Origin of the sequence: Janibacter sp. Y6 (genome assembly GCF_040900765.1) — a bacterium.
In the GTDB taxonomy this organism is placed as follows: Bacteria; Actinomycetota; Actinomycetes; order Actinomycetales; family Dermatophilaceae; genus Marihabitans; species Marihabitans melonis.
Window position 1 is genome coordinate 966,440 of sequence record NZ_JAKLYZ010000001.1, and the last position, 14,758, is coordinate 981,197.

The following is a 14,758-nucleotide window of genomic DNA, read 5'->3' on the forward strand; positions in this document are numbered from 1 at the left end:
TCCGTCGTCACTGGTGATGTGGTCAGCCGCGGGCCCGGTCGGGCCCGGCTCAGCGAGGGTAGGCGGGGAAGGCGGTGACGAGCTCGTCGACGCCCGCGCGCACCTGCTGGCTCACGGCGTGCTCGGGGTCGGCGTCGCCCTGGGTGACGGCGACGTGGATGAGCTCGGCGATGGTCGCCATCTCGGCCTCGCCCATGCCCTGGGTCGTGACGCACGGGGTGCCGACGCGCACGCCCGAGGCGATGCCCGGCTTCTGCGGGTCGTTGGGGATGGCGTTCTTGTTGAGCACGATCCCGGCCGCGTCGGCGCGCGCCTCGGCGTCCTTGCCCGTCACGCCGACACCCTGGAGGTCGAGCAGTGCGAGGTGCGTGTCGGTGCCACCGGTCGTCGGGCGGATGCCGCGCTCGGCCAGGCCGGCCGCGAGCGCCTGGGAGTTGGTGATGACGCGCCGGGTGTAGTCGGCGTACTCCGGGCTCGCGCACTCCTTGAAGTTCACGGCCTTGGCCGCGATCGTGTGCATCTGCGGCCCGCCCTGCATCATCGGGAAGATCGCCTTGTCGAGCGCGGCCGCGTGCTCGGCCTTGCAGACGAGGGCACCGGAGCGGGGGCCGCGCAGGACCTTGTGGGTCGTGAAGGTCACGACGTCGGCGAAGGGGACGGGGCTGGGGATCGCCTTGCCCGCCACGAGACCGATGAAGTGGGCCGCGTCGACCCAGAAGATCGCGCCGACCTCGTCGGCGATGGCGCGGATGCGCTCGAAGTCGATGAGACGCGGGATGGCCGAGCCACCGGCGCAGATGACCTTCGGGCGGTGCTCCTTGGCCAGGCGCTCCATCTCGTCGTAGTCGACGTCCTCGGTCTCGGGGTGCACGCCGTAGTGGACGGCGTCGAACCACTTGCCGGAGAAGGAGACCTTCGTGCCGTGCGTGAGGTGGCCGCCGTGGGGCAGCGACATCGCGAGGATCTTCTCGCCCGGCGTGAGGAAGGCGCCGTACACGGCCTGGTTCGCGCTGGCACCGGAGTGCGCCTGGACGTTGGCGTGGTCGGCGTCGAAGAGCGCCTTGCACCGGTCGATGGCGAGCTGCTCGGCCTTGTCGACCTCGCTGCAGCCGCCGTAGTAGCGCCGGCCGGGGTAGCCCTCGGCGTACTTGTTCGACAGCGTCGAGCCGAGCGCGGTGAGCACCTCGGGGCTCGAGAGGTTCTCGCTGGCGATGAGCTGCAGGCCCGAGCGGATCCGGCCGAGCTCGGAGAGGAGCACGTCGGCGATCTCGGGGTCGAAGGCGCGCAGGCCCCCGAAGTCGGAGCCGTAGAAGGTGTCGTCGGTCATCGCGTGGGTCCTTCGCTCTCTGCGGTGTCGCTGTCGGTGTCGCTGGTGTCGAGTTGGGTCGTGGAGGTGTCGTCCACGGAGGCGGACGGCGGGGGCGGCTCGGCCGGCTGGGCGTCGGCGAAGACCTGGCGCACCCGCGAGGCCGGCAGCGCCCCGCTGCGCAGGATGACCGGCTCGTCGCCGGTGCAGTCGACGATCGTCGACGGCTCGCCGCTGGGACGGGGCCCGCCGTCGAGGTAGACGGCGACCGACGCCCCGAGCTGCGAGGCGGCCTCGACCGCGGTGCGGGCCGGCGGCTCGCCGGTGCGGTTCGCGCTCGTCACGGCCATCGGTCCGACCTCGGCGAGGACGGCGAGCGCCAGCTCGTCGTCGGGCATGCGCAGGGCCACGGTGCCGCGGGTCTCTCCAAGGTCCCAGTGCAGGGAGGGCTGGGCGTGCACGACGACGGTGAGCGGCCCGGGCCACTCGGCCTCGACGAGGTCGCGCACCCAGGCCGGCACGTCGCGGGCCAGGCCGTCGAGGGTGCGTTGGTCGGGCACGAGGACCGGGGGCGGCATGTCGCGACCGCGACCCTTGGCGTCGAGGACGGCCTGGACCGCCTCCGCCGAGAAGGCGTCGCAGCCGATGCCGTAGACGGTGTCGGTGGGGATGACGACGACCTCTCCGGCGCGCACCGCGTCAGCGGTCGTCGTGATGGCGTCCTCGCGGCTGTCCGGCGAGGTGGCGTCGACGACGGGGCTCATGGGGCACACCCTATGGGGCGTGGCTCAGATGCCCCCTCCCCCCTTCGCCCCACGGACGCGGCTGACCCTCTAGGTTCGGGCCACGTGACGCCCCCGTCACCCATCGAGAGGAGATCTTCATGCGTGGTTCCGGGACCATCTGGACCATCGTCGGCGTGCTCGCGATCATCGCGCTGCTCATCTGGATCCTCGCTCGCGTCTGACGCGACCGCGACGCACGAAGCCCCGCCGAACTCCCTGCCGGCGGGGCCTCGCTGCGTCTGCGGGCGGCTCAGGGCAGACGACGGGCCCGCGTCATCCGGGGCCGACCGGTGAGGTCATCGACGTCGTCGACCTCTGACCACAGCCCGGTCGCGGCGATCGCGCGCGGCAGGCTCTCGCCCTGGGTGTCGGCGTGCTCCATGACGAGCAGCCCGCCGGGGCGCAGCAGCAGGGCCGCGCTCGCGGCGACGGCGACCGGCACGGCGAGCCCGTCGGCGCTGCGCCCGTAGAGCGCGATGCCAGGGTCGTGCTCGGCGACCTCCGGGTCGACCGGCACGGCACCGTCGGGGATGTACGGCGGGTTGCTCACGACGACGTCGACCGTGCCGACGAGGTCGGCGACCTCCTCGATCGACCGGGGGTCGGCGGACGCGTCGCCCTCGACGACGCGCACCGAGAGCCCGGTGCGCTCGACGTTGTGCCGCGCCCAGGCCACGGCCTCTGGGCTCAGCTCCACCGCGACGACCTCCGCCCCGGGGGCCTCGTCGGCCACCGCGAGCGCGAGCGCGCCCGACCCGGTGCACAGGTCGACGACGACGGGGGCGCCTCCCCCTTCGCCCTCCCGGCGGGAGAGCTCGGCGAGGACGAGGTCGACGGCGAGCTCGGTCTCGGGCCGGGGCACGAAGACCCCGGGGCCGACCGCGAGCTCGAGGTGACGGAAGGGCGCGGCCCCCGTGAGGTGCTGCAGCGGCACCCGGCGGGCGCGCTCGGCGACGAGCCCCTCGAGACGCCCGGCCGCGGCGGCGTCGAGGTCGGAGCCCAGGAGCAGCCGACGCTCGACCTCGCCGCGCCCCACGTCGAGGACGTGGGCGAGGAGCAGGACCGCGTCGGTGCGGGCGGAGGAGATGCCCGCCGCGGCGAGCTCGGCCTCGGCCGCGCGCACGACGTCGCGCAGCGGACGGCTCATCCGTCGAGGGCGGCGAGCTGGGCGGCCTCGTCGGCCGCGACCGCGGAGTCGACGACGGCGTCGAGGTCGCCGTCGAGCACGCTGTCGAGGTTGTGCGCCTTGAAGCCGGTGCGGTGGTCGGAGATCCGGTTCTCCGGGAAGTTGTACGTGCGGATCCGCTCGGAGCGGTCCACGGTGCGCACCTGGCTGCGCCGGGCGTCGGCCGCCTCGGCCGCGGCCTCGTCGACCGCCAGCTGGTGCAGCCGGGCGCGCAGCACGCGCATCGCCGACTCCTTGTTCTGCAGCTGCGACTTCTCGTTCTGGCACGAGACGACCAGGCCGGTGGGCAGGTGGGTGATCCGCACGGCGGAGTCGGTCGTGTTGACGCTCTGGCCACCCGGGCCGCTCGAGCGGTACACGTCGATCTTGAGGTCGTTCGGCGCGATGTCGACCGTCACGACATCGCCGACGTCGGGCATGACCCACACCCCGGCGGCGGAGGTGTGGATGCGCCCCTGGCTCTCGGTGACGGGGACGCGCTGGACGCGGTGGACCCCCCCTTCATACTTGAGGCGGGCCCACGGGGCCTCGCCCGGCGCCGGGGTGCCGCGCGAGCTGATCGCGACCTGCACGTCCTTGTAGCCGCCGAGGTCGGACTCGGTGGAGTCGAGGATCTCGGTGCGCCAGCCGTGCTTCTCCGCGTGGCGGAGGTACATCCGCAGGAGGTCACCGGCGAAGAGGGCCGACTCGGCTCCCCCTTCGCCCGCCTTGACCTCGAGGATGACATCGCGGTCGTCGTCGGGGTCGCGCGGGATGAGCAGCCGGCGCAGCCGGTCCTCGGCCTGCTCGAGCCGCTCGGCGAGCGCGGGGAGCTCTTCGGCGAAGGAGGGGTCCTCCTGCGCGAGCTCACGGGCGGCCTCGAGGTCCTCGCCCGCGCCGACCCACTCGGCGTGCGCGGCGACGACCGGGCCGAGCCGGGCGTAGCGCGAGTTGATCTCGCGCAGCCGCTCGGGGTCGCCGACGACCTCCGGGTCGCCGAGCTGGGCCTCGAGGGCCGCGTGCTCGTCGACGAGGCTCTGCCCAGAGGACGACGGGTCGAGCACGGCAGGGACCTCCGGGAGGTGGACGACAGGGGTGCGGAGACGACGACGCGCCGGCCAGCGTGATCGCTGACCGGCGCGTCGGAGGCGTTACTTCGCGGCGGTCTGGCCGTAACGCTTCTGGAAGCGGGCGACGCGGCCACCGGAGTCCATGAGCTTCTGCTTGCCCGTGTAGAACGGGTGGCAGGCGCTGCAGACCTCGACGCGGATGCGGCCGCCGTCGGCGGTGCTGCGCGTCGTGAACTCGTTGCCGCAGGTGCAGGAGACCGTGGTCTCCGCGTAGCTGGGGTGGATGTCCTTCTTCACGTGATCTCCTTGGATCTCATCCGGGTCGGCGGGCCCACCGCATCTGGGATGCGTGCGGTGCAGGTCCTGCGCTCGAGGCGCCAGCCGTGAACCGGTCCAACGGGTGATTCTGCCAGAGGATCTGACGTGGTCCATAACCGCGCCCGCCCGCGCGGCATTCCCCGACCGCCCCGACGGCCGCTCGGACCGGTGCGGCATCATGCGGGCATGGCCCGACGACCGCTGCGCCGTGACCGCCGACCCGCCCTCGAGGAGCGCCCCGGGCCGGTGGAGGGCTCGGTCGTGCGGGCCGCGACCGCCGCCGACATCGGCTCGGTCATCGAGCTGCGCATCCTTATGTTCGAGGCCATGGGCACTCCGAACGAGGACCTCTACGACCCCCGGTGGCGCGCCGACGCCGCCCGGTGGCTCCAGCTGCACCTCGACGACGCTGGGGTCGCCGTCGTCGTTGCCGACGTCGGGGGCGCCGTCGTCTCGTGCGCCATGGGCCAGGTCGTCGACCTCATGCCCTCCCCGACCCGTCGCGGTGACGTCGGGGGGCTGCTGACGAATGTCGCGACCTTCCCGAGCCACCGGCGTCGCGGGCTCTCTCAGGCCTGCGTCGAAGGGGTCCTCGACTGGTTCACGCAGTCCACCCGGGTCGAGGTCGTCACGCTCAACGCGACGGCCGAGGGCGCCCCGATGTACGAGGCGCTCGGCTTCACGCCGTCGCAGTTCCCGGAGATGCGGGCTCGGCTGACGCGTGAGCCGACCCCGCCCGAGGCAGGGTGACCGTCACGGTCGTGCCGACGCCGACGCTTGACTCGAGGACGACACGGCCGCCGTGCATGCGCGCGATCGTCTCGACGATGACGAGGCCCAGGCCGGTGCCCTGCACCTGCTGCTCGCGGGCGTTGCTCGCCCGGTAGAAGCGCTGGAAGAGGTGCGCCTGGTCCTCGTCGGGGATGCCCATGCCGGTGTCGCGGCAGATGACGCGGACCCACGCGTCGTCGGCCTCGATGCGCAGCTCGACGCGGCCGCCGCGCGGGGTGAACTTCACGCCGTTGCTCGTGAGGTTGCCGATGGCCCGCTCCACCTGGTCGCGCTCGACCTCGACCGGCTGCGAGTGGGTGCCGGTGCTCACGACGAGCTCGACGCCCGCCGCGTCGGCGACAGGCTTCATCGACTCGCCGACGGAGGTGACGAGCAGACGCATGTCGAGGACCCGGCGCTCGGCACCGGCAGCGCCGCTGTCGAGGCGGTTGAGCAGGAGCAGCTCGTCGATGAGCAGGCGCAGCCGCGAGACGTTGCGCGAGATGACCTCGAGCGCGTGGGCCTGACGGGGCTGCAGCGGCCCGAAGTCGCCGTCCTCGATGAGCTCGAGGTAGCCGGCGATCGAGGTGAGCGGGGTGCGCAGCTCGTGGCTCGTCGTCGCGACGAAGTCGGACTTCTGGGCGTCCAGCGCGGAGAGCTCGGCGACGACGCGCCGCTCGGCGAGGGCGTGCCCGGCGTACTCGGCGACGCGTCGGATGGCCTGCTCCTCCGAGGCCTCCCAGTGGTGCTCGCGCATCGCGGCGATCGACAGGATGCCGACGACCTCGCCCGAGACGACGAGCGGGTGCAGCACCCATGCGCGCACCCCGTGGAGGCCGGCGGTGCCGGCCAGCCGGTCAGGGAAGAGGGCGAAGATCTCGTCCGGCGTGTGGCCGAAGAGCGCGGGGACGTCCGCGAGCATCTCGCGCAGCGCCGGAACAGAGATGTCGACGAGCAGCGGGGTGAAGTCGGCCGACGGCGAGCGGTAGCTGCCGACGGTGACGATCTCGTCGCCCTCGATCTCGTAGATCGTCGTGGCGTCGACGCCGAGCCGGGCCGAGAGCTCGCGGCAGGCGTCGTCCCACGTCCCGTCGGTCTCGTCGTCGCGCCGCGAGAGCTGGCCGACGACCCGGCTGGTGAGCCGGTAGAGGTCGAGCTGGCGCTCGCGCTCGCGGCGCATCGAGTCGTTGACCTCGGCGAGGGAGTTGAAGGCGGTCGCGACGGCCCGGACCTCCTGGGCACCGCGGGTCGTGTCGGCGCGAGCGGCGACGGCGCCGGCCTCGTGGTTGACGACGGTGCTGTAGAGGGAGCGAAGGGGGGAGGTGAGATAGCGCCGCACCTTCCAGCTCTGGCGCAGGGTCGTGCTGAGCGCGACGAGGCTGGCGAGGATGATCGCGACAAGAGAGATGCTCATCGCTGCCCGATACCGGTCTCGTCGGTCTTCACGGGCAGCGCTCACCTCCGCCACGAGCTCGTCATGGGCCGTCTCGACCTGGTCGAAGGTCCCGGCCGTCGAGGCCAGTCGACCGGGTCGCCCCGAGGCCACTCGAGCGACCTGGACGTCGACCGCGGAGAACCACTTCTCGCCGGCCTCGACGAGCGCGTCCATCTGAGTCCCCCCGACCTCGCCCGGAGCGATCTCCCGGAACGCCGTGGTCTCCTTGCGGAACTCAGCACGGTCGGCGCGGTAGCGGTCGAGGTAGCGAGGATCTCTGGTCAGCAGGTAGCCGCGGTACTCGGACTGCGCATCGGTGATGACGAGACGGATCCTGCTGCTCGCGTCGATGAGAGGTGTGAAGCGGGTCGCGGTCGTCGTCACCTCGTGCCGGATGTACACCACTGCCCCTGCTGACAGCAGCGAGATCGCGAGGATGACGGCAGACAGGAGGAGCACGAGCCGCTCGAGGACCCGAGCAACGGTGTCCCGGGGGCTCATCAGCCCTTGCCCTCACCGGTGTCGAAGCCGGTGCGGGTCATCGTGCCCCACACCTGCTTGCGACCGGTGAGGCTCTGCACCCAGCCCTCGATGCGCCACACGGCCGTGGCCTGCCGGTACCCGACGTTCTCCACGACCGCCGCGGCGAGCGTGCTCAGCAGGTCGCGCCAGCGCGGGTACTTGTGGAAGCTCAGCTCCTCGACGGTCATCGCGGCGAGCGTCACGAGCGCGGCGTAGACGTACGCGACGGCCATGAAGAGCAGGAAGTAGGAGACGTCGATGACCCCGAGCAGCGTGCCGGGGACGACGAGGACGAGCCCGAAGAGCTCGAGCGCGGGGGCGATGAGCTCGAAGAGCCAGTAGTACGGCAGGGCGATCATGCCGACCCGTCCGTAGCGCGGGTTGAAGAGCATGCCGCGGTAGGCCCACAGCGTCTCCCACAGCCCGCGGTGCCAGCGGGCGCGCTGCTTGCGCAGGACCTTCGCCGACTCGGGGACCTCGGTCCAGCAGATCGGCTCGTTGATGAACTGCACGCGGTAGTCGCGCTTCTGCCGGCGCAGGTGCTTGTGCACCCGCAGCACGAGCTCGAAGTCCTCGCCGATGCTGCTCGGGTCGAGCCCGCCGACCTCGACGAGCACGTCGCGGCGGAAGATGCCGAAGGCGCCGCTGATGAGGATGAGCGACTTCAGGCGGGACCAGCCGGAGCGGCCGAGGTGGAATGCGCGCAGGTACTCGACGACCTGGATCCGGGCGAACCAGTTCCGCGGCATCCGCACCTCGGTGACACGGCCCCCGCGCACGAGGCAGCCGTTGACCGCGCGGATGACGCCGCCCGCGGCGACCATGCGCACCGGGTCGTCGGCGAAGGGCTTGACGACCGACAGCAGCGCGTCGGGGTCGAGGATCGAGTCCGAGTCGACGAAGACGACGAGGTCCTGCGAGGCGTAGTTGATGCCGACGTTCATCGAGTCCGAGCGACCGGAGTTGGCCTTGCGGATGACGGTGAGACGGGTCCGGCCGTTGCGCGGGACGTGCACCGACGTCGGCTGCTCGCGCACGGTGATGTCGTCGGGCATGCGCCGCGGGATCTCGACGAGGTCGAAGGTCTCGCGCAGCACTTCGAAGCCGCCGTCGGTGCTGCCGTCGTCGACGACGATGACCTCGTGGCGCGGGTAGTGCAGCGCGAGCATCGACTGCACCGCGACCCGGATTCCCACCTCCTCGTTGTGCATCGGGGCGACGACGGAGACACCGGGCACGAGACCGGAGCCCACGAGCTCCTCACGGCCTGCATAGGGCAGCTGGCGCATCGAGCGGCGGAACTCCAGGCTCGACATGACGACGAGCACGAGATAGCTCGTGTTGATGACGAGGAAGTAGACGAGGACGGGCAGCGCGATGACGGAGAAGATCGTCTCGACGACCGGGCGAAGGGGGTCGAGCCAGTCCATCAACGACCACCGGTCCCGGCGCCGGCGCGCAGCTCGAGCAGGGCCATGCCGTAGCTCGTCGCGGCGCGGGTGACGTCGTCCTCGTCAGAGGTGCGCTCGGCGACCTCGTGGAGGGCGGCGATCCCGGGGGCGTCGAGGTCGACGAGGGACTGCGCGGCGAGCTCGCCGACACGGGCGTCCTCGTCGGAGAGCAGGTCCCCGAGCGCGGCCACGGAGGCGCGCCCGCCGAGCTCGGAGAGCGCGCGGACGGCGGAGAGCCGCACCGTCTGGTGGTGGCCGGGGGCGGCGAGGTCGACGAGCGACGGGATGTCGTCGGGTCGGCCCACGCGGCCCAGGGCCTCGGCGACGGCGGCGAGCACGGTCTGGTCCTCCTCGGTGGCGAGCAGCGAGCGCAGGGACTCGCGCTGCGAGACGTGCTGGGCGACGCCGATCGCGCGCGCGGCGACGGCGCGGGTCGTCGGGTCGTCGCTGAGCAGCGCGGCGCCGACGGTGTCGGCGGTGCCCGGGCCGAGCTGGGCGAGGGCCTCGGTGACGACCCAGGCCGGCAGCGCGCCGCGGCCACGGCGGGCGGGCTTGACCGAGCGCAGCAGCGGGCCGGCGGCGACGTCCTCGCGCAGCATGCCGAGCGCGCGGGCGGCGGTCACGGCCGCGCCGCGGTCGCTGTCCTGGAGCAGGGGCGCGACGGAGCGGGCCTCCCCCTCGACGCGCATGAGCCCGATCGCCCACGCGGAGCGGGCACGGCGGGTGCCGGAGGACGAGGCGAGACCGTCGCGGGCCCGGCGCACGACGCCGTGGCGCTGGAGCAGGCCGACGAGCTGCTGGGCCGGGGCGCCGCGGACCTTCGACAGGAGAGAGACGAGGTAGCCGTCGACCGCCTCGAGACCGCTGAGCGGCACGGACAGGAGGCGCTGCGCGGAGCTGCCGTCCTCGTCGTCGCCGGAGGCGATGGTGAGGACGTCGCGACGGATGGGGTCGATCTGGCGGCGGTCGCGGGCCGCCTTGCGGCGACGCTGGATCCGGGCGAGGACGATCGTCGCGGCGAGCAGCACGGCCGTGACGGCCATGATCCACAGCGACAGCCGCAGCACCCAGGCGCTGACGACGAGGTCGGGCATGTCAGCCGCGGGCGAGGAGGGAGCTCACCCGGTGGACGAGCTCGCGCGGGCTGAAGGGCTTGGTGAGGTAGTCGTCGGCCCCGGAGCTGAAGCCCGCGTCGACGTCGACGTCGCGCGAGCGGGCGGTGAGGAGGATGACCTTCGTCTCGGCCAGGCTCTCGTCGGCGCGGATCTCGCGCAGCACGTCCAGACCCGACATGCCCGGCATCATGACGTCGAGGACGGCCAGGGTCGGGCGCACCTCGCGCACGCGGTCCCAGGCGGAGTCGCCGTCAGCCACGGAGATCACCTCGTACCCGGCGTTCTCGAGCTTGAAGGCGACGAGGTCCCGGATGTCGTCGTCGTCGTCGGCGACGACGACCGTCTGCTCCGCCATGCGCTGAGCTCCCCAGATCTGGTGTGGCGTGGGCCGTGGATGCGGCGATCGTACCTGCCGGACCGTGCGCCCTCGACCGGCCGCCCACGACGCGCCGGGACGCGAAGGGGGACCGCCACCTCGCGGTGACGGTCCCCCTTCGTCCGGCGAGACCCGGGTCGCGTCGGCCCGGGTCAGGCCATCTCGTCGTCGTCCATCTTGATCGAGCTGTTCTGCGAGACCTGGACGAGGAACTCGTAGTTCGTCTTGGTCTTCTTCAGCCGGTCGATGAGGAGTTCGACGCCCTGCTGCTGGTCGAGGGCCGCGAGGACACGGCGCAGCTTCCACATGATCTTCAGCTCCTCGGGGGCGAGGAGGATCTCCTCGCGCCGGGTGCCCGAGGCGTTGATGTCGACCGCGGGGAAGATGCGGCGGTTGGCCAGCCCACGGTCGAGCTTGAGCTCCATGTTGCCGGTGCCCTTGAACTCCTCGAAGATCACCTCGTCCATGCGCGAGCCGGTCTCGACGAGCGCCGTCGCGAGGATCGTCAGCGAGCCGCCGTCCTCGATGTTGCGCGCGGCGCCGAAGAACTTCTTCGGCGGGTAGAGCGCGGCCGAGTCGACACCACCGGAGAGGATGCGCCCGCTCGCGGGGGCCGCGAGGTTGTAGGCGCGGCCGAGCTTGGTGATCGAGTCGAGCAGCACGACGACGTCGTGACCCATCTCGACGAGGCGCTTGGCCCGCTCGATGGCCAGCTCGGCGACCGTCGTGTGGTCGTCGGCCGGGCGGTCGAAGGTCGAGGAGATGACCTCGCCCTTGACGGCCCGCTGCATGTCGGTGACCTCTTCGGGACGCTCGTCGACGAGGACGACCATGAGGTGGCACTCGGGGTTGTTCGTCGTGATCGCGTTGGCGATGGACTGCATCACCATCGTCTTGCCGGCCTTGGCCGGGGCGACGATGAGCCCGCGCTGGCCCTTGCCGATGGGGGCGACGAGGTCGATCATCCGCGTCGTGAGGACGTTGTGCTCGGTCTCGAGGCGCAGGCGCTCCTGCGGGTAGAGCGGCGTGAGCTTGCCGAACTCCGGACGACGACGGGCGTCGTCGGGCGTCATGCCGTTGACGGTGTCGAGGCTGACGAGCGGGTTGTACTTCTGGCGGTTGTTCTTGCCGCCGACCGTGTGCATGCCCTCGCCGTCGGTGCTCGTGCGCACCTTGCCGGTCACGGCGTCGCCCTTGCGCAGGCCGTGGCGCTTGACCATGCCGAGCGGGACGTAGACGTCGTTGCTGCCGGGCAGGTACCCGCTCGTGCGCACGAAGGCGTAGTTGTCGAGGACGTCGAGGATGCCGGCCGCCGGGACGAGCACGTCGTCGTCGTGGACCTGCACCTCCTCCTGGTCCTGACCGCCACCGGCACCGCCGCGGCGCTTGTCGCGACCGCGGTTGCGACCGCGGTTGCGACGGCGGCGGCCACCCTCCTCGTCGTCGTCACGGGGGCCGTTGCTGCCCTGCTGACGGTCGCGGTTGCCCTGCGCGCCGCCCTGGTCGCGGCTGCCCTGGCGGTCGTCACGACGCTCGTCACGACGCTCGCCGCGGGAGTCGTTGCCGCCCTGCTGGCGGTCGCCCTGCTGACGCTCGCCGCGGGACTCGTTGCCGCCCTGCTGGCGGTCGCCGCGGGACTCGTTGCGGTCGCCCTGCTGGCGGTCGCCCTGCTGACGGTCACGGCGCTGCTCGCGCTGCTCGCCCTGCTGGCTGTCGTCGCGACGGCTCTCGCGCTGCTCGCGGCCGCCGCGGGAGTCCTCGCCCTGCGCACGCTCGCGGGCCTGCTCCTCGCGGGCGGGCTGCTCGTCGCGGGCCTGGGGGGCGCTGTCGCCGCCCTGGCCGGAGCCCTCGGGGCGCTCGGCGCGGCGGCGGCGCGGCTCGGCGCGCTCCCCCTTCGCCTCGGCGGGGGTCTCGCCCTGCTCGGCCGCGGGGGCCTGGGGGGCCGAGCCGGAGCCGGACTGCTTGGTCTTGATGGCGGCGACGAGGTCGCTCTTGCGCATCTTCGCGGTGCCGGAGATGCCCATGCTGCTCGCGAGCTGCTGGAGCTGGGCCAGGCGCATCGCGCTCAGGGCGCCGGATCGGCGCGGGGGCTGCTCGGCGGTGGCGCCGGGCTCGCCGGTGATGGTGTCGGTCACGAAGGATCCTTTCCCCTCGCTCGTGCCTGCTCAGGGGCAGGCCAGGTGCGCCCCGTCAAGTGCGGGGTCTCAAGGAGTGCCACCGCTGCGCGCCCGAGGACCGGGCGAACCTGCTGGTGGTGAGAGGCTCCGCCCAGCTCAGCGCACGGGAGGCGCCGGGGCTCGTGGAGCTGTCCTCAATGTATCACCGTGACGACGGCGCACCCGTCATCCGGCACATCTGGGGACAGCACACGCCAGCCGGGCGTGCTCTGCGCGACGACGCGGGCCTGCTCGACCCGGGTGCTCGTCGTGAGCACGAGGACCGACGGTCCGGCCCCGGAGATGACGCCGGCGTGGCCGTGCGCGCGCAGCTCGTCGACGAGCGACATCGCCGCGGGATAGCTCGCGCGGCGGTGCTCCTGGTGGAGCACGTCGACCGTGCCCGCCATGAGCGCGGACGGGTCGTTGGTCAGCGCGTGGACGAGCAGGGCCCCGCGGGCGGTGCTCTGCGCGGCGGTCGACAGCGAGACCGACTCCGGCAGCACGCTGCGCGCGAGCGCCGTGCTCAGCCGGGTGCTCGGCACGCACACGAGGACGGCGACGTCGTCGTGCAGGGGCAGCCGCGTCGTCGCGGTGATCGGCCCGGCGTCACCGGGCGTCATCACCGATACCGTCGCTCCCCCGTAGACGCTCGCGGAGGCGTTGTCGGGGTGGCCCTCGAGGGTGCTCGCGACCTGGTTGACGACGTCGAGCAGCCGCGAGCGGACGTCGGGGTCCGCCGCGTCGTCGAAGGGGGTGGCCTGCGGGCAGCACAGGGCGGCGGCCGCGAGGGCGCCGGTGACGATGGCGGTGGCGGAGGAGCCGAGCCCGCGGCTGTGCGGCACGGCGTTGGCGCAGCGCAGGTGCAGGCCGGCCGGGGTCGGCAGACCGAGGTGCGCGGTCGTCGCCGCGAGGCTGCGCACGACGAGGTGCGACGCGTCGAGGGGGACGGCCCCCTCCCCTTCGCCGCTCACCTCGACGACGACACCGGGCTGCTCGGTGACGGTGACCGTGCACTCGTCCCAGACGCCGAGCGCGATGCCGACGCTGTCGAAGCCCGGGCCGAGGTTGGCGCTCGACGCGGGCACGCGGACGGTGACGCTCGCGCCGGCCCGCGGCTCACGCCACGCGGCGGCCGCGACGTCGGCGGTGCTCGTCCCCACGGTGCTCATCGCGGGGGTGCTCACCCGTCGAGACCGAGCGCGCGCGCGACCTCGAAGGCCTCCGCGGTCACCCGGACCGGCTCGACCTCGTCGCCGTCAGCGGTGCGCAGGGCCCACTGCGGGTCCTTGAGACCGTGGCCGGTGACGGTGCACACGATCGTCGCGCCCGACGGGACGGCGCCGGCGGCGTGCTGCTTGAGCAGGCCGGCGACGCTCGCCGCGCTCGCGGGCTCGACGAAGATGCCCTCGGTCGAGGACAGCAGCCGGTGGGCCTGGAGGATCTCGGCGTCGGTGACGGAGTCGATGAGACCGCCGCTGTCGTCGCGGGCCTGCACGGCCTGGTGCCACGACGCGGGGTTGCCGATGCGGATCGCCGTCGCGATGGTCTCCGGGTCGTCGACGGGGTGGCCGTGGACGAGCGGGGCCGCGCCGGCGGCCTGGAAGCCCCACATGGCCGGGGTGCGCGTCGCGACGGGGGCGAGCTCGCCGGAGACGCCCTCGGTGGGCTCGGCGTACTCGCGGTAGCCGCGCCAGTACGCGGTGATGTTGCCGGCGTTGCCGACGGGCAGGACGTGGATGTCCGGGGCGTCGCCGAGCGCGTCGACGATCTCGAAGGACGCGGTCTTCTGGCCCTCGATGCGCGCGGGGTTGACGGAGTTGACGAGCTCGACGGGGTAGGTCTCGGCGAGCTTGCGCGCGACGTCGAGGCAGCCGTCGAAGTTGCCGTCGACCTGGAGCAGCGTCGCGCCGTGCGCGATGGCCTGGCTCAGCTTGCCCATGGCGATCTTGCCCTCGGGCACGAGGACGGCGCACGTCATGCCGGCCTTCGTCGCGTAGGCGGCCGCGGAGGCGCTCGTGTTGCCGGTCGAGGCGCAGATGACGGCCTTCGCGCCGGACTTCGCCGCCATGGACATCGCGGTCGTCATGCCGCGGTCCTTGAAGGAGCCGGTGGGGTTGAGCCCCTCGTACTTGACGAGCACGCGGGCGCCGACGCGCTCCGAGAGCTGCTCGGCCTCGATGAGCGGGGTGCCGCCCTCGTGCAGGGTGACGACCGGCGCCCCCGTGAGCATGGGCAGACGGTCGGCGTACTCGCGGATGACCCCGCGCCACTGGTGCGCCACGGCG

The 14,758-nt window shown here is 72.7% G+C and carries 13 protein-coding genes; 1 reads left to right on the top strand and 12 read right to left on the bottom strand.

All coding sequences use genetic code 11. From position 1 onward, the window contains the following. Positions 1-49: 49 nt before the first annotated feature. The 5 genes from glyA to rpmE all read right to left on the bottom strand — a co-directional run bounded on the left by glyA (position 50) and on the right by rpmE (position 4,623). A complete protein-coding gene (gene glyA, locus L6241_RS04495; RefSeq protein WP_251719208.1) occupies positions 50-1,327 on the bottom strand; it encodes a serine hydroxymethyltransferase in 1,278 nt (425 codons plus the stop codon). Beyond that, on the bottom strand, positions 1,324-2,070 hold the full coding sequence (locus L6241_RS04500; RefSeq protein ID WP_368245043.1) for an L-threonylcarbamoyladenylate synthase: 747 nt from the start codon (positions 2,068-2,070) through the stop codon (positions 1,324-1,326). Before L6241_RS04500 ends, glyA begins: the two co-directional genes overlap by 4 nt. Before the next feature lie 271 nt (positions 2,071-2,341). Further along, positions 2,342-3,238 carry a peptide chain release factor N(5)-glutamine methyltransferase gene (gene prmC, locus L6241_RS04505; protein WP_368245045.1) on the bottom strand — a complete coding sequence of 299 codons (897 nt, stop codon included), beginning with the start codon at positions 3,236-3,238 and terminating at the stop codon, positions 2,342-2,344. Then, positions 3,235-4,320, bottom strand: coding sequence for a peptide chain release factor 1 (gene prfA / locus L6241_RS04510; RefSeq protein WP_368245047.1), 1,086 nt, complete (start codon positions 4,318-4,320; stop codon positions 3,235-3,237). The genes prmC and prfA overlap by 4 nt, the downstream gene beginning before the upstream one ends. 87 nt (positions 4,321-4,407) lie before the next feature. Further along, positions 4,408-4,623, bottom strand: a complete 216-nt coding sequence (rpmE, locus tag L6241_RS04515; protein ID WP_068277874.1) for a 50S ribosomal protein L31 — start codon at positions 4,621-4,623, stop codon at positions 4,408-4,410. 207 nt (positions 4,624-4,830) lie between these two features. Between rpmE and L6241_RS04520 the strand changes: the two genes are divergently transcribed. Next, on the top strand, positions 4,831-5,394 hold the full coding sequence (locus L6241_RS04520; protein ID WP_368245050.1) for a GNAT family N-acetyltransferase: 564 nt from the start codon (positions 4,831-4,833) through the stop codon (positions 5,392-5,394). Here L6241_RS04520 and L6241_RS04525 read toward each other — a convergent pair. From L6241_RS04525 to thrC, 7 genes are all read right to left on the bottom strand, one after another. After that, positions 5,324-7,351, bottom strand: a complete 2,028-nt coding sequence (locus L6241_RS04525; protein ID WP_368245052.1) for an ATP-binding protein — start codon at positions 7,349-7,351, stop codon at positions 5,324-5,326. The two genes, L6241_RS04520 and L6241_RS04525, sit on opposite strands and share 71 nt — an antisense overlap. Continuing rightward, positions 7,351-8,802: a glycosyltransferase family 2 protein gene (locus L6241_RS04530; RefSeq protein ID WP_368245053.1), complete on the bottom strand. Its 1,452-nt coding sequence runs from the start codon at positions 8,800-8,802 to the stop codon at positions 7,351-7,353. The genes L6241_RS04525 and L6241_RS04530 overlap by 1 nt, the downstream gene beginning before the upstream one ends. Next, complete coding sequence (locus L6241_RS04535; RefSeq protein WP_368245055.1) at positions 8,802-9,917, bottom strand: HEAT repeat domain-containing protein; 1,116 nt, start codon at positions 9,915-9,917, stop codon at positions 8,802-8,804. The genes L6241_RS04530 and L6241_RS04535 overlap by 1 nt, the downstream gene beginning before the upstream one ends. A 1-nt stretch (position 9,918) precedes the next feature. After that, a complete protein-coding gene (locus tag L6241_RS04540; protein WP_201467442.1) occupies positions 9,919-10,293 on the bottom strand; it encodes a response regulator transcription factor in 375 nt (124 codons plus the stop codon). Between the two features lie 173 nt (positions 10,294-10,466). Next, a complete protein-coding gene (gene rho / locus L6241_RS04545) occupies positions 10,467-12,374 on the bottom strand; it encodes a transcription termination factor Rho (protein WP_368245152.1) in 1,908 nt (635 codons plus the stop codon). Between the two features lie 251 nt (positions 12,375-12,625). Next, entirely contained in the window at positions 12,626-13,642 is a 1,017-nt protein-coding gene (thrB, locus tag L6241_RS04550) for a homoserine kinase (RefSeq protein WP_368245056.1), read from the bottom strand. An 11-nt stretch (positions 13,643-13,653) separates the two neighbouring features. Beyond that, positions 13,654-14,754, bottom strand: coding sequence for a threonine synthase (gene thrC, locus L6241_RS04555; protein WP_191680374.1), 1,101 nt, complete (start codon positions 14,752-14,754; stop codon positions 13,654-13,656). Between the last annotated feature and the right edge of the window lie 4 nt (positions 14,755-14,758).

Excerpts from the sequence above, each read along its gene's own strand:
- glyA (WP_251719208.1), bottom strand. The coding sequence starts at position 1,327 with ATGACCGACGACACCTTCTACGGCTCCGACTTCGGGGGCCTGCGCGCC.
- L6241_RS04500 (WP_368245043.1), bottom strand. The coding sequence starts at position 2,070 with ATGAGCCCCGTCGTCGACGCCACCTCGCCGGACAGCCGCGAGGACGCC.
- prmC (WP_368245045.1), bottom strand. The coding sequence starts at position 3,238 with ATGAGCCGTCCGCTGCGCGACGTCGTGCGCGCGGCCGAGGCCGAGCTC.
- L6241_RS04520 (WP_368245050.1), top strand. The coding sequence starts at position 4,831 with ATGGCCCGACGACCGCTGCGCCGTGACCGCCGACCCGCCCTCGAGGAG.
- L6241_RS04525 (WP_368245052.1), bottom strand. The coding sequence starts at position 7,351 with ATGAGCCCCCGGGACACCGTTGCTCGGGTCCTCGAGCGGCTCGTGCTC.
- L6241_RS04530 (WP_368245053.1), bottom strand. The coding sequence starts at position 8,802 with ATGGACTGGCTCGACCCCCTTCGCCCGGTCGTCGAGACGATCTTCTCC.
- L6241_RS04535 (WP_368245055.1), bottom strand. The coding sequence starts at position 9,917 with ATGCCCGACCTCGTCGTCAGCGCCTGGGTGCTGCGGCTGTCGCTGTGG.
- L6241_RS04540 (WP_201467442.1), bottom strand. The coding sequence starts at position 10,293 with ATGGCGGAGCAGACGGTCGTCGTCGCCGACGACGACGACGACATCCGG.
- rho (WP_368245152.1), bottom strand. The coding sequence starts at position 12,374 with ATGCGCCTGGCCCAGCTCCAGCAGCTCGCGAGCAGCATGGGCATCTCC.
- thrB (WP_368245056.1), bottom strand. The coding sequence starts at position 13,642 with ATGAGCACCGTGGGGACGAGCACCGCCGACGTCGCGGCCGCCGCGTGG.